Consider the following 26,417-nt stretch of genomic DNA (forward strand, 5'->3'; position numbering starts at 1 on the left):
CATGAAGATCAAGAAGGGCGACCTGGTCCAGGTCATCACCGGCAAGGACAAGGGCAAGCAGGGCAAGGTCATCGCCGCTTACCCGCGCGAGGAGCGCGTCCTGGTCGAGGGTGTCAACCGGGTCAAGAAGCACACCAAGGCCGGGCCGACCGCCAGCGGTTCGCAGGCCGGCGGCATCGTCACCACCGAGGCGCCGATCCACGTCTCCAACGTCCAGCTGGTCGTGGAGAAGGACGGCAAGAAGGTCGTGACCCGCGTCGGTTACCGCTTCGACGACGAAGGCAACAAGATCCGCGTTGCCAAGCGGACGGGTGAGGACATCTGATGGCTACCACCACCACTCCGCGTCTGAAGACGAAGTACCGCGAGGAGATCGCGGGCAAGCTGCGTGACGAGTTCAAGTACGAGAACGTCATGCAGGTTCCCGGCCTCGTCAAGATCGTGGTCAACATGGGTGTGGGCGACGCCGCCCGCGACTCCAAGCTGATCGAGGGCGCCATCCGCGACCTCACCACGATCACCGGTCAGAAGCCGGCCGTCACCAAGGCCCGCAAGTCCATCGCGCAGTTCAAGCTGCGCGAGGGCCAGCCGATCGGTGCCCACGTCACGCTCCGCGGCGACCGCATGTGGGAGTTCCTGGACCGCACCCTGTCGCTCGCGCTGCCGCGCATCCGCGACTTCCGCGGTCTGTCCCCCAAGCAGTTCGACGGCCGGGGCAACTACACCTTCGGTCTCACGGAGCAGGTCATGTTCCACGAGATCGACCAGGACAAGATCGACCGTGTCCGGGGTATGGACATCACCGTGGTCACCACGGCGACCAACGACGAAGAGGGCCGCGCCCTTCTCCGTCACCTCGGCTTCCCGTTCAAGGAGGCGTGAGCGAGATGGCGAAGAAGGCTCTCATCGCGAAGGCTGCTCGCAAGCCCAAGTTCGGAGTGCGCGGCTACACCCGCTGCCAGCGCTGCGGTCGTCCGCACTCCGTGTACCGCAAGTTCGGCCTGTGCCGCGTGTGCCTTCGTGAGATGGCTCACCGTGGTGAACTGCCGGGCGTGACCAAGAGCTCCTGGTAGTCCGGGTAATCCCGGACCCCCAGGACTCTCGGTAAGCAAGGGAAACGGCGGGAGGCCCGCTCCGCATGGCTTAGGCTTGCGGGGTTGGGCGCCTGCCGTGCCCAGACGCCTGCGGGCAGTGCCCGCTCATATTTGCTTACTACGCCGTAGGTCCACCGCGCCGCACCCGTCCCGTCTCGGATCGGGGAGAGGGATGGCGCACCAGGAAACCCCGGCGAGAGAGGCCGAAGGCCAATTCATGACCATGACTGATCCGATCGCAGACATGCTCACGCGTCTGCGGAACGCGAACTCGGCGTACCACGACACCGTGGCGATGCCGCACTCGAAGATCAAGTCGCACATCGCGGAGATCCTCCAGCAGGAGGGCTTCATCACGGGCTGGAAGACCGAGGACGCCGAGGTCGGCAAGAACCTCGTCCTCGAGCTGAAGTTCGGCCCGAACCGTGAGCGCTCCATCGCGGGCATCAAGCGGATCTCCAAGCCCGGTCTCCGGGTGTACGCGAAGTCCACCAACCTGCCGAAGGTGCTGGGCGGCCTCGGCGTGGCGATCATCTCCACGTCGCACGGGCTCCTCACCGACAAGCAGGCCGGCAAGAAGGGCGTGGGTGGGGAAGTCCTCGCCTACGTCTGGTAGCGGAAGGGAACGGAGGAAACAGCTATGTCGCGCATCGGCAAGCTCCCCATCGCGGTTCCCGCCGGCGTGGACGTCACCATCGACGGCCGTACGGTATCGGTCAAGGGCCCCAAGGGCACGCTGACCCACACCGTCGTGGCGCCGATCGAGATCGCCAAGGGTGAGGACGGCGTTCTGAACGTCACCCGCCCCAACGACGAGCGTCAGAACAAGGCCCTGCACGGCCTGTCCCGCACGCTGGTGGCGAACATGATCACCGGCGTGACCCAGGGTTACGTGAAGAAGCTCGAGATCAGCGGTGTCGGTTACCGCGTTGTCGCCAAGGGTTCGAACCTGGAGTTCTCCCTCGGTTACAGCCACCCGATCACGGTCGAGGCGCCCGAGGGCATCACCTTCAAGGTCGAGGCCCCGACCCGTTTCTCGGTCGAGGGCATCGACAAGCAGAAGGTCGGCGAGGTTGCGGCCAACATCCGCAAGCTGCGCAAGCCCGACCCGTACAAGGCCAAGGGCGTCAAGTACGAGGGCGAAGTCATCCGCCGCAAGGTCGGAAAGGCGGGTAAGTAAGCCATGGCATACGGGCAGAAGATCCTCAAGGGCGACGCCTACAAGCGTGCCGCTATCAAGCGCCGCCACATCCGGATCCGCAAGAAGGTCGCCGGCACCGCCGAGCGTCCTCGCCTGGTCGTGACTCGTTCCAACCGCCACATCGTGGCGCAGGTGATCGACGACCTGAAGGGCCACACCCTGGCGTCGGCGTCCACCCTGGACGCCTCCGTCCGCGGTGGCGAGGGCGACAAGTCCGCGCAGGCCAAGCAGGTCGGCGCCCTGGTCGCCGAGCGCGCCAAGGCCGCCGGTGTCGAGGCCGTCGTGTTCGACCGTGGTGGCAACCAGTACGCCGGGCGCATCGCCGCCCTGGCGGACGCCGCCCGCGAAGCCGGACTGAAGTTCTGAGCCGGTTCCGTAGCTAGCGGAAACAGAGAGAGGTAATTCCAATGGCTGGACCCCAGCGCCGCGGTGGCGGTGCCGGTGGCGGCGAGCGGCGGGACCGGAAGGGCCGTGACGGCGGCGCAGCTGCCGCCGAGAAGACCGCGTACGTTGAGCGCGTCGTCGCGATCAACCGCGTCGCCAAGGTTGTGAAGGGTGGTCGTCGCTTCAGCTTCACCGCGCTGGTCGTGGTGGGCGACGGTGACGGCACCGTGGGTGTCGGATACGGCAAGGCCAAGGAGGTGCCGGCCGCCATCGCCAAGGGCGTTGAGGAGGCCAAGAAGCACTTCTTCAAGGTTCCCCGCATCCAGGGCACCATCCCGCACCCCATCCAGGGTGAGAAGGCTGCCGGCGTCGTGCTGCTCAAGCCCGCGTCGCCCGGTACCGGTGTGATCGCCGGTGGTCCGGTGCGCGCCGTGCTCGAGTGCGCCGGCATCCACGACGTGCTGTCGAAGTCGCTCGGCTCCGACAACCAGATCAACATCGTGCACGCGACCGTGGAGGCACTCAAGGGCCTGCAGCGTCCCGAGGAGATCGCGGCCCGCCGCGGTCTGCCGCTCGAGGACGTCGCCCCCGCGGCTCTTCTCCGTGCGCGTGCCGGGGCGGGTGTGTGATCATGGCGCAGCTCAAGATCACGCAGGTCAAGTCCTACATCGGCAGCAAGCAGAACCACCGTGACACCCTGCGCTCCCTTGGTCTCAAGGGCATCAACACGCAGGTCGTCAAGGAGGACCGCCCCGAGTTCCGCGGCATGGTGCACACCGTCCGCCACCTCGTGACGGTCGAGGAGGTCGACTGATCATGGCGGAGCAGAACCCGCTCAAGATCCACAACCTCCGTCCCGCCCCGGGCGCCAAGACCGCCAAGACCCGTGTCGGTCGTGGTGAGGCGTCGAAGGGTAAGACGGCCGGTCGTGGTACCAAGGGCACCAAGGCCCGTTACCAGGTTCCGGAGCGCTTCGAGGGTGGCCAGATGCCGCTCCACATGCGCCTCCCGAAGCTGAAGGGCTTCAAGAACCCGTTCAAGACCGAGTACCAGGTCGTGAACCTCGACAAGCTGGCCGCGCTCTACCCCGAGGGTGGCGAGGTCACCGTCGAGGGTCTCGTGGCCAAGGGTGCCGTGCGCAAGAACAGCCTCGTCAAGGTCCTCGGCCAGGGCGAGATCTCCGTGGCGCTGCAGGTGACGGTCGACGCCGTCTCCGGCTCCGCCAAGGAGAAGATCACCGCCGCCGGCGGTACCGTCACCGAGCTCGTCTGACCCGTTCAGGTGTCTCGATGACGTAGAGCGATCCCGACCGGGGATACCCCACAAATGGGGTATCCCCGGTTGGTCGTTCCTAGGGCGGTGGTGTCGCCGGTAAGGTGGCCTGGCTGCCCGCCGACCTCGGGCGCCCCAGTGGGGCACTCAGGGCGGCAGTTGACCGTTACGTATTCGTCCTTAGTCGGAATCTCAAGACCGTCACCCTTGACGCAGTTGCGCGGGGGGTCGCAGGAGGCACCGTGCTCACCGCGTTCGCCCGGGCGTTCAAGACGCCCGACCTGCGCAAGAAGCTGCTCTTCACGCTCGGCATCATCGTGGTGTACCGGCTCGGTACGCACATCCCCATCCCGGGTGTCGACTACCGCAACGTCCAGACCTGTATCGACGCCGCTGAGGCGAACCAGGGTCTGTTCGGTCTCGTCAACATGTTCAGCGGCGGCGCGCTGCTCCAGATCACGGTCTTCGCGCTGGGCATCATGCCGTACATCACGGCGAGCATCATCCTGCAGCTGCTGACCGTGGTGATCCCGCGCCTGGAAGCCCTCAAGAAGGAGGGCCAGGCCGGTACGGCGAAGATCACGCAGTACACCCGTTACCTGACGGTGGCGCTGGCCATCCTGCAGGGCACGGGCCTGGTGGCCACCGCCCGCAGCGGTGCCCTGTTCCAGGGCTGCCCGGTCGCGAGCCAGATCGTCCCGGACCAGTCGATCTTCGTGACCATCACCATGGTCATCACCATGACCGCCGGTACGGCCACCGTCATGTGGCTCGGTGAGCTCATCACCGACCGCGGCATCGGCAACGGCATGTCGATCCTGATGTTCATCTCGATCGCCGCGACCTTCCCCTCCGCCCTGTGGGCCATCAAGGAGCAGGGCAGCCTGGCGGACGGCTGGATCGAGTTCGGCACCGTCATGCTCGTCGGGTTCGTCATGGTCGGCCTGGTCGTCTTCGTCGAGCAGGCCCAGCGCCGGATCCCCGTGCAGTACGCGAAGCGCATGATCGGCCGCCGCTCCTACGGCGGCACGTCGACCTACATCCCGCTGAAGGTGAACCAGGCGGGCGTGATCCCCGTCATCTTCGCCTCGTCGCTGCTGTACATCCCGGCCCTGATCGCGCAGTTCTCCAGCGGGACCTCCGGGTGGAAGACCTGGATCGAGGCTCACCTGGTCAGCGGTGACCACCCGTATTACGTGACGCTGTACTTCTTGCTCATCGTGTTCTTCGCGTTCTTCTACGTGGCGATCTCCTTCAACCCCGAGGAAGTCGCGGACAACATGAAGAAGTATGGTGGCTTCATCCCGGGCATCCGGGCTGGCCGACCGACCGCTGAGTACCTCAGCTTCGTGCTCAACCGGATCACTTGGCCGGGTTCGCTGTACTTGGGTCTGATCTCTCTCGTGCCGACGATGGCGTTGGTTGGTTTCGGGGCGAACCAGAACTTCCCGTTCGGCGGGACCAGCATCCTGATCATCGTGGGTGTCGGTCTCGAGACCGTGAAGCAGATCGAGAGCCAGCTCCAGCAGCGCAATTACGAAGGGTTCCTCCGCTGATGCGAATCGTCCTCGTCGGGCCGCCGGGTGCCGGTAAGGGTACGCAGGCCACCCGCCTTGCCGAGAAACTGCGCATCCCGCACATCTCCACGGGCGACCTGTTCCGCGCCAACATCAGCCGGCAGACCGAGCTCGGGAAGCTCGCGAAGTCCTACATGGACGCGGGCAACCTCGTTCCCGACGAGGTCACCATCGCCATGGCCAAGGACCGCATGGAGCAGCCCGACGCCGAGGGCGGTTTCCTGCTCGACGGCTTCCCGCGCAACGTGTCGCAGGCCGGGGCGCTGGACGAGCTGCTGCAGAGCGAGGGCGTCAAGCTGGACGCGGTACTCGACCTGGAGGCCCCCGAGGACGAGGTCGTCAGGCGGATCGCCGGACGGCGGACCTGCCGTAACAAGTCCGCGCACGTCTTCCACGTGACGTACAGCCCGCCGAAGCAGGAGGGCGTGTGCGACGTCTGCGGCGGTGAGCTGTACCAGCGGGACGACGACTCCGAGGAGACCGTGCGGACGCGGCTGGAGGTCTACCACACGCAGACCGAGCCGATCATCGACTACTACAAGGCGCAGGGCCTGGTCGTCACCATCTCCGCGATGGGGGCGGTCGACGAGGTCACCGGGCGGGCGCTGGAGGCGCTGAAGCGCGGGGAGTAGTCGTACGGGCGCGTGCAGCCGCGGTCCCCTCGCCGGGGGCCGCGGCTGCGGCTTGACGGGGGCGGGGTGCCTCCCTCCCCGGAGGGGGTGCGTCCCGTCGCCCCGGGGCGCCCCGGGCCCCGGAGGGGCGCCGTGGAGGCGCCGGGAGGCACGGCCGCCCGCGGGCGCGGCGCCGCGGCCCCGTATCGTTGGAAGCGTCCGCACTTCCCCTGGTCCCGGAAAGGCCGTCGTCCCCATGGTGCAGATCAAGAGCCCCGAGCAGATCGCCAAGATGCGCGAGGCGGGGCTGGTCGTCGCCGCCATCCACGCGGCCACCCGCGAGGCCGCCGTGCCCGGTGCCACGACGAAGGACCTGGACCAGGTCGCCCGCAAGGTGCTCGCGGAGCACGGCGCCAAGCCGAACTTCCTCGGCTACGGCGGCTTCCCCGCGACGATCTGCACCTCGGTGAACGAGGTCGTCGTGCACGGCATCCCCTCCGACGACGTCGTCCTCAAGGACGGCGACATCATCTCCATCGACTGCGGCGCGATCGTCGACGGCTGGCACGGCGACGCCGCCTACACCGCGTTCGTCGGCTCCGGCCACTCCCCGGAGCTGATCGAGCTCTCCCGGGTGACCGAGGAGTCGATGTGGGCCGGCATCGCGGCCATGAAGCAGGGCAACCGGCTCGTCGACATCTCCCGGGCCGTCGAGACGTACATCCGCCGCCAGCCCAAGCCGGGGGGCGGCAAGTACGGGATCGTCGAGGACTACGGCGGCCACGGCATCGGCACCGAGATGCACATGGACCCGCACCTGCTGAACTACGTCGAGCGCAAGCGGGGCAAGGGCCCCAAGCTGGTCCCGGGCTTCTGCCTCGCCATCGAGCCGATGGTCTCCCTGGGCACCCCGAAGACGAAGGTCCTCTCCGACGAGTGGACGGTCGTCACCACCGACGGCACCTGGTCCTCCCACTGGGAGCACTCGGTCGCCCTCACCGAGCAGGGCCCCCTGGTCCTGACCGCCCCCGACGGCGGCAAGGCGAAGCTCGCGGAGATGGGCGTCACGGCGGCTCCGGATCCGCTCGGTTAAGGATCGGCTTCATGGGGCAGACTTCCCCGATTCGTGTTTCCGGGTGCGCTGACGTAGACTGACTCGTCGGCTCTTGTGCACCCGCATGTCTGCATGTGTTCCACGCGGTGCACGCCAGAGTCGATCAAGGTAGTCGATTCGAAGGGCGAAGCGTGGCCAAGAAGCAAGGTGCCATCGAGATCGAGGGCACTGTCGTCGAGTCTCTGCCGAACGCCATGTTCAAGGTCGAGCTCCAGAACGGCCACCAGGTCCTGGCACACATCAGCGGCAAGATGCGCATGCACTACATCCGCATCCTCCCTGACGACCGGGTCGTGGTGGAGCTTTCTCCGTACGACCTGACGCGTGGCCGGATCGTCTACCGGTACAAGTAGATCTTGCCCGCTCCCCGGCCCGCCGGGGTGATGGCACTGACCCGGAGAACCTCACACCCATGAAGGTCAAGCCGAGCGTCAAGAAGATCTGCGACAAGTGCAGGGTGATCCGCCGTCACGGTCGGGTCATGGTCATCTGCGAGAACCCGCGCCACAAGCAGCGCCAGGGCTGACCGCAGCACGATCCACCCTCTGCGACTTCCGCAGAAATTCGCGCGACGCGAGCAGTACACGTTCATACGCAGGACCCGAGCCGCACGGCTCGACACCCCCGGCTCGGAGGCCGGGGACCCGGTCCGTACCTGGTACGGCGGGCTGGGATCCGGTCCTGTGGAAGACCTCCGACAATCAACTGGAGCCATTGAATGGCACGCGTTTCCGGTGTTGACATCCCGCGCGAAAAGCGCGTGGAGATCGCCCTCACCTACGTGTTCGGCATCGGCCGGACCCTTTCGCAGCAGACGCTGGCCGCCACCGGCGTCGACCCGAACACCCGCGTCCGCGACCTCTCCGAGGAGCAGCTCGTCGCGATCCGCGAGTACGTCGACAACAACATCAAGACCGAGGGTGACCTCCGTCGCGAGATCCAGGCCGACATCCGCCGCAAGGTCGAGATCGGCACCTACCAGGGTCTGCGTCACCGTCGCGGTCTGCCCGTCCGCGGTCAGCGCACCAGCACCAACGCGCGTACCCGCAAGGGCCCGCGTCGCGCCATCGCCGGCAAGAAGAAGCCGGGCAAGAAGTAGTCCTCAGCGGACGCTCATCCAGCGGTCTTGCTGCAGGACCGACCACCTCCCGTAGGAGTTATAGATGCCCCCCAAGGGTCGTCAGGGCGCTGCCAAGAAGGTGCGCCGCAAGGAAAAGAAGAACGTCGCTCACGGCCACGCGCACATCAAGAGCACGTTCAACAACACGATCGTGTCGATCACGGACCCGTCCGGCAACGTGATCTCCTGGGCCTCCGCCGGCCACGTCGGCTTCAAGGGCTCCCGGAAGTCCACGCCGTTCGCCGCGCAGATGGCCGCCGAGTCGGCCGCCCGCCGCGCCCAGGAGCACGGCATGCGCAAGGTCGACGTGTTCGTCAAGGGCCCGGGTTCCGGTCGTGAGACCGCCATCCGCTCCCTGCAGGCCACGGGCCTCGAGGTCGGCTCCATCCAGGACGTCACCCCGACCCCGCACAACGGCTGCCGTCCGCCGAAGCGCCGTCGCGTCTGACCTCGCTTCGTCAGGGATTTCCGGGCGGTACGGCTCTTCCGGGTCGTACCGCCCGTACCCTTGCAGTACAGAGTCGGGCGTCAAATAGCGGGCGCCCCTGACTGAAGGATTCACTCCATGCTGATCGCTCAGCGTCCCTCGTTGACCGAAGAGGTCGTCGACGAGTTCCGCTCCCGGTTCGTCATCGAGCCGCTGGAGCCGGGCTTCGGCTACACCCTCGGCAACTCCCTGCGCCGCACGCTCCTCTCGTCGATCCCCGGAGCCGCTGTCACCAGCATCCGCATCGACGGCGTCCTGCACGAGTTCACCACCGTGCCGGGCGTCAAGGAGGACGTCACCGACCTGATCCTCAACATCAAGCAGCTGGTCGTCTCCTCCGAGCACGACGAGCCGGTCGTGATGTACCTGCGCAAGCAGGGTCCGGGTCTGGTCACCGCCGCCGACATCGCGCCGCCGGCCGGTGTCGAGGTGCACAACCCCGACCTCGTCCTCGCCACGCTCAACGGCAAGGGCAAGCTGGAGATGGAGCTGACCGTCGAGCGCGGTCGCGGCTACGTCTCCGCCGTGCAGAACAAGCAGGTCGGTCAGGAGATCGGGCGCATCCCGGTCGACTCGATCTACTCGCCGGTCCTCAAGGTCACCTACAAGGTCGAGGCGACCCGTGTCGAGCAGCGCACCGACTTCGACAAGCTGATCGTCGACGTCGAGACCAAGCAGGCGATGCGTCCCCGTGACGCCATGGCCTCCGCCGGCAAGACCCTGGTCGAGCTGTTCGGTCTGGCCCGCGAGCTCAACATCGACGCCGAGGGCATCGACATGGGCCCGTCGCCGACGGACGCCGCGCTCGCCGCCGACCTGGCGCTGCCGATCGAGGAGCTGGAGCTCACCGTCCGGTCGTACAACTGCCTCAAGCGCGAGGGCATCCACTCCGTGGGTGAGCTCGTCGCCCGCTCCGAGGCGGACCTGCTCGACATCCGCAACTTCGGCGCGAAGTCGATCGACGAGGTCAAGGCGAAGCTGGCCGGCATGGGCCTGGCCCTGAAGGACAGCCCGCCCGGATTCGACCCGACCGCCGCCGCGGACGCCTTCGGCGCGGACGACGACGCGGACGCGGGCTTCGTCGAGACCGAGCAGTACTGAGAGCTCGGGACTCGTCGTCCGTACCTGGCTGCGGGCCCGCCGTGGCTGGTCGCGCAGTTCCCCGCGCCCCTGCAGGGGCGCGGGGTCTCCGACAGACAACCGTCTGCTCGGATACTGACCCCGGTACCTGATACGGCCGGGGCAGACACCTAGGAGAAACACCATGCCGAGGCCCACCAAGGGTGCCCGTATGGGCGGCAGCGCCGCGCACGAGAAGCTGCTCCTCGCGAACCTCGCGAAGGCGCTGTTCGAGCACGGCCGCATCACCACCACCGAGGCGAAGGCGCGCAAGCTGCGTCCGTACGCCGAGCGTCTGGTCACCAAGGCGAAGAAGGGCGACCTTCACAACCGCCGCCAGGTGCTCCAGGTGATCACGGACAAGAGCATCGTCCACACGCTCTTCACCGAGATCGGCCCGCGGTACGAGAACCGTCCCGGTGGCTACACCCGCATCACCAAGATCGGTAACCGCCGTGGCGACAACGCGCCCATGGCCGTCATCGAGCTGGTCGAGGCGCTGACGGTGCAGCAGCAGGCCACCGGCGAGGCCGAGGCCGCGACCAAGCGCGCCGCCAAGGACGCCGAGGCCAAGGACACCGAGGCCAAGGCCGAGGAGACCAAGGCCGAGGAGACCACCGAGGCCAAGGCCGACGAGGCCGCCGAGGAGTCGAAGGACGCGTAGGCGTTCTGCCGGGGCCGTTCGTCCGCGGCGCCGTCGTGGCCGGTCGCGCCCGCGCGGCGGAGCCGCGTGTCCGTACGGCCCCGCGCCCCTGAGGGGCGCGTTGCGGGCCCGTTCCTTCCAGGGACGGGCCCGCTTTCGTGTGTCTGAGAGGATCTGTACGTGAGTGACGAAGTGCAGCCAGGGTTCGTGCGGGTCCGGTTGGACCTTTCCTATGACGGGACCGATTTCTCCGGGTGGGCCAAGCAGGCCGGGGGCCGGCGGACCGTGCAGGGGGAGATCGAGGACGCGCTGCGGACCGTGACGCGGTCCGGCGCGACGACGTACGAGCTGACGGTGGCCGGGCGGACCGACGCCGGTGTGCACGCGCGCGGTCAGGTCGCGCACGTCGACCTGGAGCGGGAGGTGTGGGCCGAGCACCACACGAAGCTGCTCAAGCGGCTCGCCGGACGACTGCCGAGGGACGTGCGGGTGTGGGCGCTCAGGGAGGCGCCCGCCGGGTTCGACGCCCGGTTCTCCGCGATCTGGCGGCGCTACGCCTACCGGGTCACCGACAACCCCGGCGGGGTGGACCCGCTGCTGCGCGGCCACGTGCTGTGGCACGACTGGCCGCTCGACGTGGACGCCATGAACGAGGCGGCCCGCGGGCTGCTGGGGGAGCACGACTTCGCCGCCTACTGCAAGCGGCGCGAGGGCGCGACGACCATCCGCACGCTCCAGGAGCTGAGCCTGGTGCGCGGCGAGGACGGGATCGTCACGGCGACCGTCCGGGCCGACGCCTTCTGCCACAACATGGTCCGCTCGCTGATCGGCGCGCTGCTGTTCGTCGGCGACGGCCACCGCCCGCCCGACTGGCCGGGCGAGGTGCTGGCGGCGGGCGTGCGGGACTCGGCCGTCCACGTGGTGCGCCCGCACGGCCTGACCCTGGAGGAGGTCGGCTACCCGGCCGACGACCTCCTCGCCGCCCGCAGCAGGGAGGCCCGCAACAGGCGGACCCTGCCGACGGCCCGCTGCTGCTGATCCGGCGTGGGCGGCTCAGTCGTCGGCCCAGGCGGCGAGCAGGCCGGCCACGGCGGTCGCCGCCCCGTCGGCGTCACGACCGTCACCCCGGGCGCCGGGGGCGAGCTCCAGGTGGACGAAGGTCGCGTGCTGCCGCTGGGCCGCCCGGCCCTGGACGTTCGTCGTGCCCTCCAGGGGGCAGCGCGCCGACCAGCCCCGGCAGACCCGCAGTCCGTCCGACTCCATGCGGTCGGCGAGGGCGGTGACCTCCTCGGGCGCGCTCTCCGCGGCGCCGGTGGACAGGACGGCGTCGTAGCGGTCCGTGGTGGACTCGGCGAAGCCGTGCAGCTGAACGCCGGGCACGTCACGCTTCTGCAGCTCCACGACGATGGTGTGGAAGGCGCTGTCCTCGCGGTGGGCGACATCGGCGGCATCGCCCCGCCCGGCCCGGCGGTGGGCGCCGGCCAGGACCAGGGCCCCGCCGGGGGTGTCCTCCAGCAGCCGGACGCCGAGTGCCTCGGTGTCCCGGTCGGAGACGGGGTGCGGCACCTGGGCGCTCCAGCGGAGGCGGGAGTCCGCGTTCACGTACAGCCGGCCCCATCGTGCGCTCTCGCCCGGGCCGGTGGCCGCGACCTCGTCGTAGCGGCGGCCGGACTCGGTGTCGGTGAGCCGGGTGACACCGAGGCCGATCGGGGCGAGCAGTCGCTCCGCCCCACGCGCGTCGCCCTCCAGCAGACGCCCGACGCCCCGGGCGAGCCGGGCGCGCTGCCCCTCGTCGGGCGGCGTGTAGGGGCCGTCCGGGACCAGTTCCTCCGTGTACGACAGGACACGACCGCGCAGATCGGCCAGTTCCCGGGTGCTCGGATCGGAATCCTTCGCAGAGGACTCGGAGGATTTCTGGCAGGACGTGAGTGCCAGGAGCAAACCGATCAGACCAAGAAAGCACAGGAAGTGTGACTGTCTTGTGACGGTAAAGCCGGAGGCGCCTGTGTGGGGCGTGTGAACATGTTTCGGTGACATTCCGTAAGTCTCTCCGTATGGGTCGTGCCGTAGCGGTCCTGGTGGCCGTCGCGTCCCTCGCCACCGCGTGCGGCTCCGCGACCGTGGAGCCGGGGGCGAAGGCGGGTGGCCGCTCGTTCACCGTGGCCGCCGCGGGGGACATCCTCATCCATCCCGAGCTGGTCGAGCAGGCGGCCAAGGATGCCGAGGAGACCGGCGAGGGCGAGGCGGGGCTGGACTTCGGTCCGCTGCTCGCCGGGGTGAAGCCGGTCATCAGCAAGGCCGACCTGGCGATCTGCCACATGGAGACACCCGTCGGGAAGCCCGAGGGCCCCTTCGAGGGATATCCGGAATTCCTGGTACCCCCGCAGGTCCTGAAGGCGATCAAGGGCGTGGGGTACGACACCTGCTCCACCGCCTCGAACCACACCTACGACCACGGCATGAAGGGCGTACGGAACACCCTGGACACCATGGACGAGGTGGGCCTCGGGCACACCGGCTCGGCGCGGACCGCCGAGGAGGCCGAGAAGATCAACATCCGTGACGTCAACGGCGTCAAGGTCGCGCACCTCTCGTACTCGTGGGAGTCCTTCCTCAACCCCGCGCCCGAGAACAAGCGCTGGGCCCTCAACCGGAGCAGCACGGGGGAGATCAAGAAGGCCGAGAGCCGGGCCCGCAAGGAAGGGGCCGAGGTGGTGATCCTCTCGATCCACTGGGGCCTGGAGCACTACAACGAGCCGAGTGTGCCCCAGCTGGACCTGGCCCGGCGGATCACCGAGGAGACCGGGATCGACCTGGTGATCGGACATCACGCTCACGTGGTCCAGCCGATCCAGAAGGTCAACGGCACGTGGATCGCCTACAGCCTCGGCAACCAGGTGGCGCGTCACTCCTCCCCGACCGGGCTGACCGAGGAAGGGGCGATCGGCTGGTTCGAATTCCGGGAAGCGACCGACGGTTGGGACGTCACCGCCCGCTACCGCACCACGCTGGTGGACATCCCGCCGGAGGTGGAGCCCGGTGAGGAGCTGCCCGACGGCGCGGTCGAGGACCACCGGTTGGTGGACGTGCAGAGCGTGCTGGACGAGCCGGGAGACCTCTCCGAGGAGCGACTCGCCCGCTACCGGCTCGCGGCGGACCGTACCCGAGGGTTCCTCTTCAATCGCGGTGCTCCGGGGGGCGATGGCCTGAAGCCACTGTCCCTGGAGAAGTGACGAGAACCACAGGTACCCCCTCGCATTCGAAGTGCAACCTTTTCATCGTTTATCAGTCTTTTGAGTGACGGCGTCGCACGACCGCGCGAGCGGTGCGTCCAGCGGACGCTGGGTATCCCGCAGCGACCAAGGAAGAAAACCGGTGACACCGAGTCGTGCCGCGAACTCCGAGAGGACGAGGCGGCGACGCAGCCGCAGGCGTGCGGACATGCCGCTCCTGGGCGGCATCCGTCCCCCGATCGCCGTGCTGTGCCTGCTGATCGTGGCCCTGGCCGGCCTGACGGCGAAGGTGCTCGGTCCGGGCGGCGATCCCGTGGTCCCCCAGGCCGTGCAGACCTCGCAGCAACACTTCGCGGAGGACGGCGCCATCGCGCTGCGCGCCTCGATCGACGAGCGGGTCACGGACCTCCAGCGCACCGCCGAAGCGCTGAACAAGGGGAAGCGGGTCGAGCCGGAGGACATCCTGTCCGACCTGGGGAAGACCTATCAGAAGTGGACCGGCACCACGGTGCTGGACCTCGAGAGCGGGGATGTGCTCGCCGCGCGCGGTGAAAGGATTCCTCTCGCCTGGCTCGACAAGGACGTCCTCACCGGCGAGCACGCGCTCACCCCACGCATGGTGCGGCTGGAGACGGGGGACGTCCGGCTGATGACGATGGCCGTCCTCGACCGCGAGGACCGGCCGCAGCAGCTGCTGATCGCCTCCAACAGTCTGTCCGTGCCCGCCATCAACCTGGGGCCGTTCCGCAGCATGGCGGTCGTGGCCCGGGACGGCGAGGTCCTCGCCACCGAAGGCTTCGAGCAGTCCGAGGCCCTCAACTCCGACCAGGAGCGCGACGAACTCACCTTCTTGCAGAAGCAGATGTCCCGGCTCTCCGACCAGGCCGCCGCCCGCACCGAGGAACACCCGGTCAGCGCCAAGGAGCCCGGCTCCCGCGGCTACCCCGGTGTCAGCGGGGCCCTGCTGGGCGACGACTACAACGGACGGATCGCCACCGCCGGATACGCCTCGCTCGCCTCCTCCGACCCGGAGGAGAAGGACAGCGTCGCCGCCGGCCTCGGCCTCACCGTCGTGGCCATGCTCCCCGTGGTCCAGCAGCAGGGCGCCGCCGACACCGGCCGGGAACTGTACGGACTGATCGCGGCCGGCGCCTTGATCGCGGTCGGTCTGCTGGCCGCGGCCGTGCTGTGGGCGGCCGTGCAGCGGCCGCTGCTGCGGCTGTTCCTGGAGTCCCGCCGGCTCGCCCGGGGCGACCTGACCCGGCCCGTCTCGGTGCCCCGCTGGGGAGAGGCCGCCCGGATCGGAGACGCCCTGGAACGCCTGCGGATTCAGCTCAACGGCTCCGGCGACGGCGAGGGGCCCGGCGCAGGGCGCGGCGGGGTCCGCCTCGGCGTACGGGTGCCGCTCGCGGTGACCGCCGTTCTGCTGCTGCTGTGGTGCGTGCCCGTCGGTCTGCTGCTGAACCGCACCGACGACTCGGTCAGCGTGCCCGCCACCATGGTCAACGACCAGCGCGACCGTACCGACCTGGTCGCCGACCGGGTCCGCAGGGCACTGAACGAGGCCCAGGCCGACCTGGTCTCCACCTCCCGCCTGATCGACGCCGACGACCCCGACGCCACCGGCGATCTGCTGGAGGACGCCCTGCGCGAGCACACCCGCTACCAGGCGCTGTACGTCGTGGACGACGCCGGCGAGGTCGTCGCCCGGGCCGGCGGCGGCCCGCACGACTGGAGCGACGACAAGGACCTGCCCCTGGTCCGGGTCTCCGGCAAGGGCGGCAAGAAGCCCGTGATCCAGACCGGCGCGCCGGTGCCCGGGGACAAGGGGACCACGCTCGTCGGCGAGGTGCGCGTGGAGTTCCTGAACTCGCTGCTGAAGCGGCCCGGTCTCGGAGAGGTCCGGATCGTGAACGCCGACGCCGACACCCTCGCCGCCAGCGACGGCTTCCTGGCCTTCGAGGACCTGCCGAACGACGCCCTGCCCGACCTGGTGCGGGCCGGCAACGTGCCGGTCGGCGCCGGACCCGTCGAGAACGGTCTGCTCCTCCGCGGGGGCGGCGACGTCACCGTCGCCGCCGCGGCCCCCTTCTCCGGTGGCGGCGTCGCGTCCGACCTCGGCTGGACCGTGGTCAGCTGGCAGAACGCCAAGCACTTCCAGATCGCCGCCTACGAGCGCGAGGACCGCAGCGTCCTCGCCGGACTGCTCGGTCTCGCCGCGATCGTGGTCTGCCTGGGCTGGGTGTACCTGGTGGTCGCGCGGCCGCTGCGGGACCTGGCCACCAGTGCCGAGAAACTCGCTGACGGAGACCTCAAGACCGTGCACTTCCCCCGCTACCAGGACGAGGTCGGGGCCGTCGTCCGCAGCCTCGAGCTGATCCGCCAGCAGCTGCAGGCCCGCCGACAGAACCAGGCACGCCGGTCCGCCGGGCCCCGGCTCGGCTCCGGAGGAAGGTGACCCGCCGTGCTCTACCTCTACTTCGTCCTGCTGGTCGGCAGCCTCTTCCTGCTCGTCGCGGGCATCGTGGAACAGCGGCGGCACTACGCCGCCCTGCACTCCATCCCGTCGCGCGTGCTGGTCAACGGCATCCGCGGCAAGTCCTCCATCACCCGGCTGTGTGCGGGCGCGCTGCGCGGCGGTGACCTGGTCACGGTGGCCAAGACGACCGGAACGGCCGCGCGCTTCATCCACCCCGACGCCACCGAGGAGCCGGTCTACCGCAAGTTCGGCATCGCCAACGTCGTCGAGCAGATCGGCATCGTCCGCCGGGCCGCCACCTACCGCCCCGACGCCCTCGTCATCGAGTGCATGGCGGTCATGCCGGCCCTCCAGGAGGTCAACCAGAGCAAGCTGATCCGCTCCACGATCGGCGTGCTGTGCAACGTCCGCGAGGACCACCTCGCCGAGATGGGCCCCACCCTGGACGACGTGGCCCGCTCGCTGTGCCGCTCGATGCCCGAGAACGGCATCTGCGTCACCGCGGAGAAGGAGCGCTTCCACATTCTTCAGGAGGAGGCGGACGCGCGTAACTGCGAGCTGGTCTACGCCGACCCCGAGATGGTCACCGACGAGGAGCTGCGCGGCTTCAGCTGGTTCACCTTCAAGGAGAACGTGGCGATCGCCCTGGTCGTCGCCGAGCTGCTGGGAGTGGAGCGTGAGGTCGCCCTCCAGGGCATGTACGACGCCCCGCCGGACCCCGGCGTGCTCTCCGTGGAGCGCTACGTGGCCCCCGACGGCAAGAGGCTCGCCTTCGCCAACGTCTTCGCCGCCAACGACCCCGAGTCGACGCTGATGAACATCAACCAGCTGCTCGACCTCGGGGCGATCCGCCGCCCGCTCAACGTCGTGATCAACTGCCGTCCGGACCGTGTGGAGCGCAACGGGCAGATGGGCGAGATCATCCCCGACCTGCAGCCGGACAACGTCTTCGTCATCGGACACCCGTCCAAGAGCGCCATCGACGCCATCCCCGCCGAGTGGCGCGACCGGGCGGTCGACCTGGGCGGCGAGCGGCGGTCCGCCGACGAGTTCATGCCTGCCCTGCTCGGCCGCATGTCCGACGGCTCCTCCTTGGTCGCCATCGGCAACATCCACGGCCAGGGTGAGGAACTCCTGGAGTACCTGGCCGAGCTCCCGGCCGACGACAGCGACACCGGCGTCCCGGCACCGGGCCCGGCCGCCGCGGCTCCGGCCCAGGCGCCGCGCCTCGACCCGTTCGCGTCCTACCCGACGGCGTACGAGGAGCGCTACCAGGCGACGCAGACCCAGGAGATCCCGGTCGTCCGCCTCCCGGCCCAGCCGAACGGCCCGTACGCGCCGTACGGACAGGAGCAGCAGTACGACCCCCTGCCGGAGCCCTATCCGTACTACGACGACCCGTTCTTCGCCGATCCGGACGGGCCCCACGACGGAAACCGGTATCCGACCGCGGAGGGCGACGGACCGTATCCGCGCCACTGACCCCACGCGAGCCGCCCGCCTCGCCCGCCCCGTTCACCCGCCCGGAGACCCCGTTGACCACCGCCGCACTGACCCCCGAGATGGCCGCCCTGGGCATCGCCATAGGCCTGTTCTTCTCGCTGCTGTGCTACCTCACCACCAATCTGTCCCCCGGTGGCATGATCACGCCGGGATGGATCGCGCTGACCCTCATCGAGGACCTCCAGCGCGCGGCCATGATGGTGGGCGTCACCGCGCTGACCTACGCGGGCACCAAGATCATGCAGCGGCTGGTGATCCTCTACGGCAAGCGGCTGTTCGCCGCGGTGGTGCTGCTGGGCGTGCTGCTCCAGGCCACGGTGATGATCGTGCTCTCGATCGAGTTCCCGCTCCTGTACGGCAACCAGACCCTCGGCTTCATCGTGCCCGGCCTGGTCGCCTACCAGATGGTGCGTCAGCCCAAGGGCGCCACTCTGCTGGCCACGGGCACCGTCTCCCTCATGGCCTACATCGTCGTCGCCGCCGGCCTGCTGCTCGGCGTCATGCCCACCGTCTGAGAAGCACCGAGACCGTTGAGAACCGAATGACAACCGAGGAGTGAACGGTGGCAGGGAAAGCGAAGAAGAAGTCGCGGCCGGTCGTTTCGGGCCTCGTGGTGCTGGTGCTCGTCGCGACCTCCGGCTACCTGACCCTGGAACTGCGCAAGCAGGAGGAGCCGGGCGTCACGGAGGTCAGGAACGTCGGCGTCCTGGACGGGGGCGGCGGATCCGGCGGCACCTCGAAGGACCGGGGTGAGGCGCGCTGGTCCCGGCTGGAGAACCCCGCGCGCTCCGTGCTGCGCGACGGGAGCGGCAAGATCCAGGCCGTCTTCACCGACGGGGCGCGCACCGCCACGCTGACCGGACCGGCGCGCACCTTCGAGGAGCCGACCTCGACCTCCTCCAAGGTCTCCACCACGGACTGGGTCCGGCTCATGCCCGAAGCCTGGAAGAAGGGCGCCGAGAAGGAGAAGTGGTTCGAGGAGTGGTACGCCGAGTACCGGGACAGCAAGGAGGACGACCTGTTCGCCTTCGCCTTCCAGTACGTGGCGGGCGCCCCGCAGAAGAAGGACGAACAGGGCGTCGTCTACGCCGGTGACGCGAACTTCGGACCACTGAACACCACCGGCGCCGAGGGCGGCGACCTGCGCCTGGAGCAGTCCGACTTCTACGACTACCTCGGCGTCCAGTACCCCTTCCGGGACGGCACGTTCGGCACCCCGGAGGCCATGCGCGCCAAGTCCCTGGACTGCTCCGGCTTCATCCGCATGGTGCTCGGCTACCGCGCCCGCTACCCGCTGATGTCCTCGGACACGGGCACCGGCGACGGCCTGCCCCGCACCGCGAACGGCATGGCCCGCTCCGAGGAGGGCGTCGACGTGCTCCCGCTGGCCGGGGTGTCACCGGACGACCGGCCGTCCAATATCGATCAGCTCCAGCCCGGCGACCTCGTCTTCTTCAAGCTCGACGCGCGCACCAAGGACCGGCTGGACCACGTGGGCATGGTGCTCGGCTACGACACCGAGGGCCACCTGATCTTCGTCTCCAGCCGGGAGGAGGTCAACGGCCCGACCATCGGCGACATCGGCGGCGTCTCCCGCCTGGACGGCAACGGCTACTACGCCAAGACGCTCCGCAGCGCCAAGCGGCTGTGACGCGCCCCGCCCGGCGGCGGCGCTACTCGTTCGCCGCCGCCGACGCCTGGGCCACGCCCCTGCGGCGGATCTGACGGAACGTGAACTCCTGCAGGTCGTCGCCGGTGGTGAAGACGGCTGTGTCCTTGGTCGTCACGTCCTTGCCGGCGGTGAAGCCGGTGAGGGTGAAGTAGGCGTAGCGGCCGTAGGAGTTGGTGGTGGAGCGGCAGACCGCGCCGGCGCAGAAGTCCTTGACGCCGCCGCCCGACAGCGACTTGACGATGCTCTTCTTGTCGGCCTGCTGCTTGGCCCTGGTCGCCCGGGCCTCGGTGTCGAAGACGGCCACGCCGACCGTCACCGCCATGTCGTCCTTGGTGTAGGTGACCCGGATCAGACGGGTGCAGCCGTTGTCGTTCAGGACCTTCGGGAGCGTGGACTTCGCGGCCGAGGCGCAGTCCTCGGTGTCCGCCGTCGGGCCCTTCTTGTACACCGTCGCGCCCATGGTCAGCTGGGTGCCGGGGAAGAGGATGTCGGGGCTCAGCGGGGCCTTGTCCTTCTTCGCGCTGGCGATGAAGTCCTTCGGGTCCAGCGGCGGCGGGGCGCTCGTCGGGGCGAACGACGGGACCGTGCCCGTGGGGCTCGGCAGGGCGACGTCGGAGCCCCCGGGCAGCTGGGAGGCGGTGCCCGGCGAGGCCTCGTCGCCGCCGTTGGCCGAGACGACGGCGACCGCCACGGCCGTGCCTATCGCGATGGTGGCGAGCGCGCCGCCGCCGATGAACAGCAGCCGGCGCCGCTTGGCGCGGGCTTCGGACGCGTCGGCGAGCGCGGCCCAGTCGGGTGACTGGCCGCCGTCGCCGCTGTTCCACGGCTGCTGGGAATTCGGTTTCCAGGGATCCCACTGCTGCGGAGGTCCCCCCTGCCCAAAGCTCATGGGGCGCATCTTAGACGGGGCAAGGGGTGTGCTGGTCCGTCCCAACGGGCCGGGCAGGCCCTAGCGTTGCCCGCATGGCGACCGGCAAAAGCGACATCTCCGGGTGGTTGGTGCGACCTGCGGGCGGCCGGTCGTGGGCCGGACTCGTGGCCGTGCTGGGGGCGCTGACGGCGCACACGGTGCGGGTGACCTCGGACGGGGGCATGGACAACGGGATCGTCGTGGACGCCGCGCGGACCTGGCTGGACGGCGGCTCGCCCTACGACGACCGGCACTTCCTCTATTTCCCCAGCGCGGTCCTGGCCGCCGCCCCGCAGGCGCTGCTGCCGCGGTCCGTGCTCGGTGTGGCCGTGCCGGTGGCGGTGGTCCTGGCCCTCGCGCTGGGCTGGGCCTGCGCCCTGCGGCTGCACCGGGTGCCGCTGCGCAGCAGGCTCGCCGTCCTCGGGCTGCTGGGCCTCGCGGCGGGCTTCGCGCCGTTCGGGCAGCTGGTGCGGCTGGGGAACTGGACGGTGACGGCCGCGCTGGCGCTGCCGCTGTGCCTGCTGCTGGCGAGCCGGGGCCGGTGGGTCGCGGCGGGCGCCGTCATCGGGGTGGCCGTGGCGCTGAAGCCGCTGCTCGCGCCGATGGCGCTGCTGTTCCTCTTCGCGCGCCGGTGGCGGGCGCTGGCGGTGCTGGTGCTGGTCCCGGCGGTCGCCTCGGCGGTGGCGGCGCTGTTCCTGCCCGACCCCGCGGGCTTCCTCACCCGCACCCTGCCCTTCCTGCTGAGCGGCGACGACGCCTTCGTACGGCTCTACGAGGCCTCGCCGGCGGCCGTGCTGCCCCGGCTCGGCGTGCCCGTGGCCGTGGCCGCGCCGCTCGCGCTGTTCGCGGCCGCCGCGGGAGTGGTGTGCGCGTACCGGCGCTGGCGCGGTCCGGGTCCGGCGGAGCTGCGGCTGGCGGAGACGTCCGCGGGGCTGATGCTCTCGGCGTTCCTGGTGTCCCGCCCCTCCTACAACCACTACCTCCTGGTCGTCCTGCCGCTGCTGCTCGCCGGTCTGCCGTACGCCGGCGCGGTGGCGCGGCGGCCCTGGTTCTGGCTCGCCCTGGTGCCGCAGCTGCCGGGGGTGACCTGGCCGTGGCTGGAGGCGGACCGGCGCCGGGCCTTCCGCGACTCCTTCACGCTGTGCGCGCTGGCGGCGACGGTCGCCCACCACTGCGTACGGGGGACGCGGGAGGCGGACCGCCCGGGTGGGGCGTCGGGGGAGCGGCGCACGGCCGTAGAATCGGCGTAGCCCATTCCGGGCGGGCTCGTTTTGACCCGTCCGGCCGAGGATGGGTATCCTGCATTTTCGTTGTGTGTAGTGGCTTACTCATTCTCACGTGAGGGGCCCTTACACCGGTCCACCGGGCCGATGACCAGCGACCAGCACGCGGTTTGCGTCACCGCTGTGCGGTCAGGGCTGTCGTGATCGTCTTCGGTGACCTTGTCAGGACTCATTCACTGAAGAAGCGAAGGCTACGAACCGTGCGTACGTACAGCCCCAAGCCCGGCGATGTGACGCGCCAGTGGCACGTCATCGACGCTCAGGACGTGGTCCTGGGTCGTCTGGCCTCCACTGCGGCCTCCATCCTGCGCGGCAAGCACAAGCCGATCTACGCGCCCCACGTCGACACCGGTGACTTCGTCATCATCATCAACGCCGACAAGGTGCACCTGTCCGGCAACAAGCGGACCCAGAAGATGGCGTACCGCCACTCCGGCTACCCGGGTGGTCTGCGCTCCGTCCGTTACGACGAGCTGCTCGACAAGAACCCCGAGAAGGCCATCGAGAAGGCCGTCAAGGGCATGCTCCCCAAGAACACCCTGGGCCGTCAGATGCTCTCCAAGCTGAAGGTCTACTCGGGCGACCAGCACCCGCACGCTGCCCAGCAGCCGGTGCCGTTCGAGATCACCCAGGTCGCGCAGTAAGTCCGGCCACCCCCTAAGACTGAAGAGAATCTGAGGAGAATCGTGGCCGAGACCACTGCCGAGCAGCCGCTCGAAGAGCTTGACATCGACAGCTACACCACCGAGTCCGAGGTGCCCGTCGAGGGCGAGTACACCTCGGAGTCCATGGCCTCCCGCTTCGGTGAGCCCCAGCCGGCCGCCGGCCTGGGCCGTCGCAAGAACGCCATCGCCCGCGTCCGGATCGTCCCGGGCACCGGCAAGTGGAAGATCAACGGTCGCACCCTCGAGGACTACTTCCCGAACAAGGTGCACCAGCAGGAAGTCAACGAGCCCTTCAAGGTGCTCGAGCTCGAGGGCCGTTACGACGTCATCGCCCGCATCGCGGGTGGCGGTGTCTCCGGTCAGGCCGGTGCGCTCCGTCTCGGTGTCGCCCGTGCGCTGAACGAGGCGGACGTCGACAACAACCGCGGCCCGCTGAAGAAGGCCGGCTTCCTCAAGCGCGACGACCGTGCGGTCGAGCGCAAGAAGGCCGGTCTGAAGAAGGCCCGCAAGGCCCCGCAGTACAGCAAGCGCTAAATCACCGGCGCTCGCGCGTACTCCGAACGCCCCGGCGGCACGCCACAGTGCTGCCGGGGCGTTCGTTTATTCATCGCTGTGGGCGTATAACGGCACAAGGCGCTCAAAGGCTAATGTGATCGGATGGTCGGACATGGCCGCTTCGGCACGTGTCCGCGGATGCGGGGCCGCATGCGCATCGCGACCGTCGTACACATCGCACACTCTGTCAGCGGCACGACCGCCGGCCGCACGGACGGGTCCGACGCCTCGGCGCGGCCCCGGCGGGCCCCGGGAACGGCTTTCGACACTGACGCACCCTCAGGAGGACAAGTGGGACGACTCTTCGGCACGGACGGCGTGCGCGGTGTCGCCAACCTGGACCTGACGGCGGAGATGGCGCTCGGCCTGTCCGTCGCCGCCGCGCACGTACTGGCCGAGGCGGGTACGTTCGAAGGACACCGGCCCACCGCCGTGGTCGGGCGTGATCCACGCGCGTCCGGGGAGTTCCTGGAGGCCGCCGTCGTCGCGGGCCTGGCCAGCGCGGGCGTGGACGTCCTGCGGGTCGGCGTGCTGCCGACGCCGGCGGTGGCGTACCTCACCGGGGCGCTCGGCGCCGACCTCGGCGTGATGCTCTCCGCGAGCCACAACGCCATGCCGGACAACGGCATCAAGTTCTTCGCCCGCGGCGGTCACAAGCTCGCCGACGAGCTGGAGGACCGGATCGAGTCCGTGTACGAGGAGCACCGCACCGGCGCCCCCTGGGACCGTCCGACCGGCTCCGGCGTCGGCCGCGTGCGCGACTACGAGGAGGGACTCGACCGTTACGTCGCCCACCTCGTCGGCGTCCTCCCGAACCGGCTGGACGGTCTGAGGATCGTCCTCGACGAGGCGCACGGCGCCGCCGCGAAGGTCTCGCCGGAGGCGTTCACCCGGGCCGGGGCCGAGGTCGTCACCATCGGCGCCGAACCGGACGGGCTCAACATCAACGACGGCTGCGGCTCGACCCACCTCGACCGGCTGAAGGCCGCGGTCGTCGAGCACGGGGCCGCGCTGGGCATCGCCCACGACGGCGACGCCGACCGGTGCCTGGCCGTGGACCACACCGGTGCGGAGGTCGACGGCGACCAGATCCTCGCCGTGCTCGCGCTGGCGATGCGGGAGCGGTCGGCGCTGCGGTCCGACACCGTCGTCGCGACGGTGATGTCCAACCTCGGCTTCAAGCTGGCCATGGAGCGCGAGGGCATCCGGTTCGTGCAGACCGCGGTCGGCGACCGGTACGTGCTGGAGGAGATGAAGGACAAGGGCTACGCCCTCGGCGGCGAGCAGTCCGGCCACGTCATCGTCCTCGACCACGCGACCACCGGCGACGGCACGCTCACCGGGCTGCTGCTCGCGGCGCGGGTCGCCCAGACCGGCCGTACGCTGCGGGAGCTGGCCTCGGTGATGGAGCGCCTCCCGCAGATCCTCGTCAACGTGCCGGACGTGGACAAGACCCGGGTGAAGACCTCCGCGGAGCTCGCCGCGGCCGTCGGCGAGGCCGAGCGCGAGCTGGGGGAGACGGGCCGCGTGCTGCTCCGTCCCTCGGGCACGGAACCGCTGGTCCGCGTCATGGTCGAGGCCGCGGACATCGACCAGGCCCGCTCGGTGGCGGGCCGGCTGGCGGACGTGGTGAAGTCGGCGCTGGGATAGTCCGGCGAGGGTGCCGCCGCCCCGCCCGGGGCCGTGGGCAGTCGTGCCTCCCCCCGTGCCCCGAGGGCCTGGGAGGCACCCCCGGGCGGCACGGGTGGGCGGCGGGGTCCTCCCGTTCGAGCGGAGCCGGGGGTGGGGGAGGCGCCCCGCGAGCGCCGGGCCGCGTGCACACCCCCGGTCCGCCATCCGCGCCGGGCGGCCACTGGGGCGCCGCGCCGGTCAGGTCGTACCGCGCTTGCGCAGCCGCCGGTGCTGTCCGGCCCAGAAGCGTTTCTGGACCAGCAGGGTGGCGGTGCCCGCCAGGGTGATGCCGAGCAGGTTGAGCAGGAGCTGTTCGGTGGAGCCCCACGTCTGGACCGTGTCGCCGTAGCTCAGCGCCACCGCGGCGTTCGCGGCGGCCGGCACCGTCGTCACCGAGATGGCGACGCCGACCAGGGCGCCGGACTTGGCGGACGTCAGCGAGAGCGTGCCGGCCGCGCCCGCCAGGACCGCCACCACGAACGAGAACCAGTCGGGCGCGTACACGAAGCCGGTCTGCGGCCGCTCGCCCCCCAGCCGCTCCTCGGTGAACAGCCCCACCGCGTCCATGAAGAGGCTGAACCCCACCGTCACCGTCATCGCCACCGCGAAGCCCACCAGCAGGGCGGTCACCGAGCGCAGCGCGAGACGGGGCCGGCGCTGCACGACCGCGGTGCAGACGCCGGCCAGCGGCCCGAACTCAGGGCCCACCGCCATCGCGCCCACGATCAGGACCGCGTTGTCCAGCACCACGCCGCAGGCCGCGATCATCGTGGCCAGCGTGAGGAACGCGAGATAGGTGACCGAGAGCGTCGACTCCTCCCGGGTGGCCTCGGTCAGGTGCTCCCACAGCACCGCGTCCGCGGCCTCGCCCGGCGCGTCCTCCTCCGCCTCCTCGGCCCGCTTCGACAGCGACAGGTCGATGTTCTCCACCGCGATGGAACCGCTCGTGTCCAGCCCCAGCCGCTGCAGCCCGCCGAGCAGGTCGTCGCCCGCCTCCCGCGCCACGTCGCACATCACCATGTCGCCCGCGGGATCGCGGGCCGCGCCCGGCAGCACGCACAGGTGCGTCGTGCCGACCGTCCCCTCGATCAGGCGGACCACGGCGTCGGTCTTCTCGGCCGGTGTGATCAGACGCAGGTGCAGCATGGCGGCAGCGTAGTGGCCGGGGGCGCGGGGGGAGGGACCGACGGGTGCTTCCCGAACGCCGTCGTCCCGTGATCACCGGGAGACCTGCGATCAGTACCGTTCGGGGCACGTGAGCCGAGGCGAGAGGTGCCCGAGGATGAGCCGGAACGGGAAGCGGGCGCGGACGGCGCTGACGGTGGCGCTGGTCTGGACGGCGGCGAGCGGTACGGCCGCGGCGGGCGCCGGTGCCGTGCTGCCCTGGGGCGGGGGCCGGGCGGCGACAGCCGTGGCGCTGCAGGCGGAGGCGCAGGAACTGGCCGCCTGGGAGGCGGAGCGGGACGCCGCGTACGAGGCGGCGGTGCACAGGGCCGTGTCCGCCGCGGAGAAGTGGCGGGCGGCGGCGGTCACCGCTTCCGGGGCGGAGGGCGGGCGGCCGTCGGCGTCCCGGGGCCGGGGGGCGACGGCGGACGGGGCCACGGTCAGCGGGTCCGCGGCCGGCGGGTCCGCGGCCGGCGGGTCGGACCGGGGCCGGGGGACGACGGACTGGGGCGCCGAAATCGAGGAGGCCCTGGACACGCCCCAGCCGCGCCCCGGGTCCACGCCCGGCACGGACCCGGAACACCGGCAGCGGGTGGAGGACGCCTCCACCGACCCGGTCGAGGACCTCACGTACGACCCCGCCCCCTGACCGGAACCGGC

32 protein-coding genes are annotated in these 26,417 nt (G+C 69.9%); 29 read left to right on the plus strand and 3 right to left on the minus strand.

What is annotated here, in order from left to right; translation table 11 throughout:
* Position 1 precedes the first annotated feature (1 nt).
* The 19 genes from rplX to truA all read left to right on the plus strand — a co-directional run bounded on the left by rplX (position 2) and on the right by truA (position 11,660).
* Positions 2–325, plus strand: a complete 324-nt coding sequence (rplX, locus tag ABTY20_RS05145; protein WP_225100404.1) for a 50S ribosomal protein L24 — start codon at positions 2–4, stop codon at positions 323–325.
* Positions 325–882, plus strand: a complete 558-nt coding sequence (gene rplE / locus ABTY20_RS05150) for a 50S ribosomal protein L5 (RefSeq protein WP_014674377.1) — start codon at positions 325–327, stop codon at positions 880–882. The genes rplX and rplE overlap by 1 nt, the downstream gene beginning before the upstream one ends.
* A gap of 5 nt (positions 883–887) precedes the next feature.
* Positions 888–1,073 carry a type Z 30S ribosomal protein S14 gene (locus ABTY20_RS05155; RefSeq protein WP_003948630.1) on the plus strand — a complete coding sequence of 62 codons (186 nt, stop codon included), beginning with the start codon at positions 888–890 and terminating at the stop codon, positions 1,071–1,073.
* 238 nt (positions 1,074–1,311) lie between these two features.
* Positions 1,312–1,710, plus strand: coding sequence for a 30S ribosomal protein S8 (gene rpsH, locus ABTY20_RS05160; RefSeq protein WP_033319644.1), 399 nt, complete (start codon positions 1,312–1,314; stop codon positions 1,708–1,710).
* A gap of 24 nt (positions 1,711–1,734) precedes the next feature.
* On the plus strand, positions 1,735–2,274 hold the full coding sequence (rplF, locus tag ABTY20_RS05165) for a 50S ribosomal protein L6 (protein ID WP_033272455.1): 540 nt from the start codon (positions 1,735–1,737) through the stop codon (positions 2,272–2,274).
* A 3-nt stretch (positions 2,275–2,277) separates the two neighbouring features.
* On the plus strand, positions 2,278–2,661 hold the full coding sequence (gene rplR / locus ABTY20_RS05170) for a 50S ribosomal protein L18 (protein ID WP_004927235.1): 384 nt from the start codon (positions 2,278–2,280) through the stop codon (positions 2,659–2,661).
* A 41-nt stretch (positions 2,662–2,702) separates the two neighbouring features.
* Positions 2,703–3,308: a 30S ribosomal protein S5 gene (gene rpsE / locus ABTY20_RS05175; RefSeq protein ID WP_351995619.1), complete on the plus strand. Its 606-nt coding sequence runs from the start codon at positions 2,703–2,705 to the stop codon at positions 3,306–3,308.
* 2 nt (positions 3,309–3,310) lie between these two features.
* Positions 3,311–3,493 carry a 50S ribosomal protein L30 gene (gene rpmD, locus ABTY20_RS05180; protein WP_003974250.1) on the plus strand — a complete coding sequence of 61 codons (183 nt, stop codon included), beginning with the start codon at positions 3,311–3,313 and terminating at the stop codon, positions 3,491–3,493.
* 2 nt (positions 3,494–3,495) lie between these two features.
* Complete coding sequence (gene rplO / locus ABTY20_RS05185; protein WP_014674382.1) at positions 3,496–3,951, plus strand: 50S ribosomal protein L15; 456 nt, start codon at positions 3,496–3,498, stop codon at positions 3,949–3,951.
* Positions 3,952–4,193: 242 nt separating this feature from the next.
* Positions 4,194–5,507, plus strand: coding sequence for a preprotein translocase subunit SecY (gene secY / locus ABTY20_RS05190; RefSeq protein WP_351995620.1), 1,314 nt, complete (start codon positions 4,194–4,196; stop codon positions 5,505–5,507).
* Complete coding sequence (locus ABTY20_RS05195) at positions 5,507–6,160, plus strand: adenylate kinase (protein ID WP_351995621.1); 654 nt, start codon at positions 5,507–5,509, stop codon at positions 6,158–6,160. Before secY ends, ABTY20_RS05195 begins: the two co-directional genes overlap by 1 nt.
* A 235-nt stretch (positions 6,161–6,395) precedes the next feature.
* A complete protein-coding gene (map, locus tag ABTY20_RS05200; protein WP_351995622.1) occupies positions 6,396–7,232 on the plus strand; it encodes a type I methionyl aminopeptidase in 837 nt (278 codons plus the stop codon).
* 152 nt (positions 7,233–7,384) lie between these two features.
* Positions 7,385–7,606 carry a translation initiation factor IF-1 gene (gene infA / locus ABTY20_RS05205; RefSeq protein WP_003948620.1) on the plus strand — a complete coding sequence of 74 codons (222 nt, stop codon included), beginning with the start codon at positions 7,385–7,387 and terminating at the stop codon, positions 7,604–7,606.
* 59 nt (positions 7,607–7,665) lie between these two features.
* Complete coding sequence (gene rpmJ, locus ABTY20_RS05210; RefSeq protein ID WP_003998809.1) at positions 7,666–7,779, plus strand: 50S ribosomal protein L36; 114 nt, start codon at positions 7,666–7,668, stop codon at positions 7,777–7,779.
* A gap of 192 nt (positions 7,780–7,971) precedes the next feature.
* Complete coding sequence (gene rpsM / locus ABTY20_RS05215; RefSeq protein ID WP_004984507.1) at positions 7,972–8,352, plus strand: 30S ribosomal protein S13; 381 nt, start codon at positions 7,972–7,974, stop codon at positions 8,350–8,352.
* A 64-nt stretch (positions 8,353–8,416) separates the two neighbouring features.
* Positions 8,417–8,821 carry a 30S ribosomal protein S11 gene (gene rpsK / locus ABTY20_RS05220; RefSeq protein ID WP_003956432.1) on the plus strand — a complete coding sequence of 135 codons (405 nt, stop codon included), beginning with the start codon at positions 8,417–8,419 and terminating at the stop codon, positions 8,819–8,821.
* 117 nt (positions 8,822–8,938) lie between these two features.
* A complete protein-coding gene (locus tag ABTY20_RS05225) occupies positions 8,939–9,961 on the plus strand; it encodes a DNA-directed RNA polymerase subunit alpha (RefSeq protein ID WP_003966937.1) in 1,023 nt (340 codons plus the stop codon).
* Positions 9,962–10,124: 163 nt separating this feature from the next.
* Positions 10,125–10,643, plus strand: coding sequence for a 50S ribosomal protein L17 (gene rplQ, locus ABTY20_RS05230; protein ID WP_351995623.1), 519 nt, complete (start codon positions 10,125–10,127; stop codon positions 10,641–10,643).
* A 159-nt stretch (positions 10,644–10,802) separates the two neighbouring features.
* On the plus strand, positions 10,803–11,660 hold the full coding sequence (gene truA / locus ABTY20_RS05235) for a tRNA pseudouridine(38-40) synthase TruA (protein WP_351995624.1): 858 nt from the start codon (positions 10,803–10,805) through the stop codon (positions 11,658–11,660).
* A 15-nt stretch (positions 11,661–11,675) separates the two neighbouring features.
* Here truA and ABTY20_RS05240 read toward each other — a convergent pair whose 3' ends face one another.
* On the minus strand, positions 11,676–12,569 hold the full coding sequence (locus ABTY20_RS05240) for a hypothetical protein (protein WP_502991748.1): 894 nt from the start codon (positions 12,567–12,569) through the stop codon (positions 11,676–11,678).
* A 107-nt stretch (positions 12,570–12,676) separates the two neighbouring features.
* On the opposite strand from ABTY20_RS05240, the gene ABTY20_RS05245 reads away from it, so the two are divergent.
* The 5 genes from ABTY20_RS05245 (at position 12,677) to ABTY20_RS05265 (ending at position 19,488) form a co-directional block, all read left to right on the plus strand.
* Positions 12,677–13,855 (plus strand): CapA family protein, encoded by a 1,179-nt coding sequence (locus ABTY20_RS05245; RefSeq protein WP_351995626.1) that lies wholly within the window; start codon positions 12,677–12,679, stop codon positions 13,853–13,855.
* A gap of 208 nt (positions 13,856–14,063) precedes the next feature.
* The gene (locus ABTY20_RS05250) at positions 14,064–16,313 is read left to right on the plus strand and encodes a HAMP domain-containing protein (RefSeq protein WP_351995627.1); all 2,250 of its coding nucleotides are present in this window, start codon (positions 14,064–14,066) and stop codon (positions 16,311–16,313) included.
* A gap of 6 nt (positions 16,314–16,319) precedes the next feature.
* On the plus strand, positions 16,320–17,816 hold the full coding sequence (gene pgsB / locus ABTY20_RS05255) for a poly-gamma-glutamate synthase PgsB (protein ID WP_351995628.1): 1,497 nt from the start codon (positions 16,320–16,322) through the stop codon (positions 17,814–17,816).
* Between the two features lie 53 nt (positions 17,817–17,869).
* The gene (locus tag ABTY20_RS05260) at positions 17,870–18,352 is read left to right on the plus strand and encodes a poly-gamma-glutamate biosynthesis protein PgsC/CapC (protein WP_184761006.1); all 483 of its coding nucleotides are present in this window, start codon (positions 17,870–17,872) and stop codon (positions 18,350–18,352) included.
* 47 nt (positions 18,353–18,399) lie between these two features.
* Positions 18,400–19,488 (plus strand): C40 family peptidase, encoded by a 1,089-nt coding sequence (locus ABTY20_RS05265; RefSeq protein ID WP_351995629.1) that lies wholly within the window; start codon positions 18,400–18,402, stop codon positions 19,486–19,488.
* 22 nt (positions 19,489–19,510) lie between these two features.
* Here the strand turns inward: ABTY20_RS05265 and ABTY20_RS05270 are convergent, their stop codons facing one another.
* The gene (locus ABTY20_RS05270) at positions 19,511–20,398 is read right to left on the minus strand and encodes a hypothetical protein (RefSeq protein WP_351995630.1); all 888 of its coding nucleotides are present in this window, start codon (positions 20,396–20,398) and stop codon (positions 19,511–19,513) included.
* A gap of 74 nt (positions 20,399–20,472) precedes the next feature.
* Between ABTY20_RS05270 and ABTY20_RS05275 the strand changes: the two genes are divergently transcribed.
* The 4 genes from ABTY20_RS05275 to glmM all read left to right on the plus strand — a co-directional run bounded on the left by ABTY20_RS05275 (position 20,473) and on the right by glmM (position 24,572).
* Positions 20,473–21,669: a glycosyltransferase family 87 protein gene (locus ABTY20_RS05275; protein WP_351995631.1), complete on the plus strand. Its 1,197-nt coding sequence runs from the start codon at positions 20,473–20,475 to the stop codon at positions 21,667–21,669.
* A gap of 233 nt (positions 21,670–21,902) precedes the next feature.
* Positions 21,903–22,346 carry a 50S ribosomal protein L13 gene (gene rplM, locus ABTY20_RS05280; RefSeq protein WP_004927173.1) on the plus strand — a complete coding sequence of 148 codons (444 nt, stop codon included), beginning with the start codon at positions 21,903–21,905 and terminating at the stop codon, positions 22,344–22,346.
* A 42-nt stretch (positions 22,347–22,388) separates the two neighbouring features.
* Complete coding sequence (gene rpsI, locus ABTY20_RS05285; RefSeq protein WP_004927169.1) at positions 22,389–22,901, plus strand: 30S ribosomal protein S9; 513 nt, start codon at positions 22,389–22,391, stop codon at positions 22,899–22,901.
* 312 nt (positions 22,902–23,213) lie between these two features.
* Complete coding sequence (gene glmM, locus ABTY20_RS05290) at positions 23,214–24,572, plus strand: phosphoglucosamine mutase (protein WP_351995632.1); 1,359 nt, start codon at positions 23,214–23,216, stop codon at positions 24,570–24,572.
* Between the two features lie 219 nt (positions 24,573–24,791).
* Here glmM and ABTY20_RS05295 read toward each other — a convergent pair whose 3' ends face one another.
* Entirely contained in the window at positions 24,792–25,739 is a 948-nt protein-coding gene (locus ABTY20_RS05295) for a DUF389 domain-containing protein (protein WP_351995633.1), read from the minus strand.
* Positions 25,740–25,875: 136 nt separating this feature from the next.
* Here ABTY20_RS05295 and ABTY20_RS05300 point away from each other — a divergent pair, with 136 nt between their 5' ends.
* Positions 25,876–26,406 carry a hypothetical protein gene (locus ABTY20_RS05300; protein WP_351995634.1) on the plus strand — a complete coding sequence of 177 codons (531 nt, stop codon included), beginning with the start codon at positions 25,876–25,878 and terminating at the stop codon, positions 26,404–26,406.
* The last annotated feature ends 11 nt before the right edge of the window (positions 26,407–26,417 follow it).

The organism is Streptomyces sp. NPDC126497 (assembly GCF_040302425.1).
Lineage (GTDB): Bacteria > Actinomycetota > Actinomycetes > Streptomycetales > Streptomycetaceae > Streptomyces.

Coding starts and splice junctions, on each gene's coding strand:
- rplX (WP_225100404.1), top strand. CDS start 2: ATGAAGATCAAGAAGGGCGACCTGGTCCAGGTCATCACCGGCAAGGAC.
- rplE (WP_014674377.1), top strand. CDS start 325: ATGGCTACCACCACCACTCCGCGTCTGAAGACGAAGTACCGCGAGGAG.
- ABTY20_RS05155 (WP_003948630.1), top strand. CDS start 888: ATGGCGAAGAAGGCTCTCATCGCGAAGGCTGCTCGCAAGCCCAAGTTC.
- rpsH (WP_033319644.1), top strand. CDS start 1,312: ATGACCATGACTGATCCGATCGCAGACATGCTCACGCGTCTGCGGAAC.
- rplF (WP_033272455.1), top strand. CDS start 1,735: ATGTCGCGCATCGGCAAGCTCCCCATCGCGGTTCCCGCCGGCGTGGAC.
- rplR (WP_004927235.1), top strand. CDS start 2,278: ATGGCATACGGGCAGAAGATCCTCAAGGGCGACGCCTACAAGCGTGCC.
- rpsE (WP_351995619.1), top strand. CDS start 2,703: ATGGCTGGACCCCAGCGCCGCGGTGGCGGTGCCGGTGGCGGCGAGCGG.
- rpmD (WP_003974250.1), top strand. CDS start 3,311: ATGGCGCAGCTCAAGATCACGCAGGTCAAGTCCTACATCGGCAGCAAG.
- rplO (WP_014674382.1), top strand. CDS start 3,496: ATGGCGGAGCAGAACCCGCTCAAGATCCACAACCTCCGTCCCGCCCCG.
- ABTY20_RS05195 (WP_351995621.1), top strand. CDS start 5,507: ATGCGAATCGTCCTCGTCGGGCCGCCGGGTGCCGGTAAGGGTACGCAG.
- map (WP_351995622.1), top strand. CDS start 6,396: ATGGTGCAGATCAAGAGCCCCGAGCAGATCGCCAAGATGCGCGAGGCG.
- rpmJ (WP_003998809.1), top strand. CDS start 7,666: ATGAAGGTCAAGCCGAGCGTCAAGAAGATCTGCGACAAGTGCAGGGTG.
- rpsM (WP_004984507.1), top strand. CDS start 7,972: ATGGCACGCGTTTCCGGTGTTGACATCCCGCGCGAAAAGCGCGTGGAG.
- rpsK (WP_003956432.1), top strand. CDS start 8,417: ATGCCCCCCAAGGGTCGTCAGGGCGCTGCCAAGAAGGTGCGCCGCAAG.
- ABTY20_RS05225 (WP_003966937.1), top strand. CDS start 8,939: ATGCTGATCGCTCAGCGTCCCTCGTTGACCGAAGAGGTCGTCGACGAG.
- rplQ (WP_351995623.1), top strand. CDS start 10,125: ATGCCGAGGCCCACCAAGGGTGCCCGTATGGGCGGCAGCGCCGCGCAC.
- ABTY20_RS05245 (WP_351995626.1), top strand. CDS start 12,677: ATGGGTCGTGCCGTAGCGGTCCTGGTGGCCGTCGCGTCCCTCGCCACC.
- ABTY20_RS05250 (WP_351995627.1), top strand. CDS start 14,064: ATGCCGCTCCTGGGCGGCATCCGTCCCCCGATCGCCGTGCTGTGCCTG.
- ABTY20_RS05270 (WP_351995630.1), bottom strand. CDS start 20,398: ATGAGCTTTGGGCAGGGGGGACCTCCGCAGCAGTGGGATCCCTGGAAA.
- ABTY20_RS05275 (WP_351995631.1), top strand. CDS start 20,473: ATGGCGACCGGCAAAAGCGACATCTCCGGGTGGTTGGTGCGACCTGCG.
- ABTY20_RS05295 (WP_351995633.1), bottom strand. CDS start 25,739: ATGCTGCACCTGCGTCTGATCACACCGGCCGAGAAGACCGACGCCGTG.
- ABTY20_RS05300 (WP_351995634.1), top strand. CDS start 25,876: ATGAGCCGGAACGGGAAGCGGGCGCGGACGGCGCTGACGGTGGCGCTG.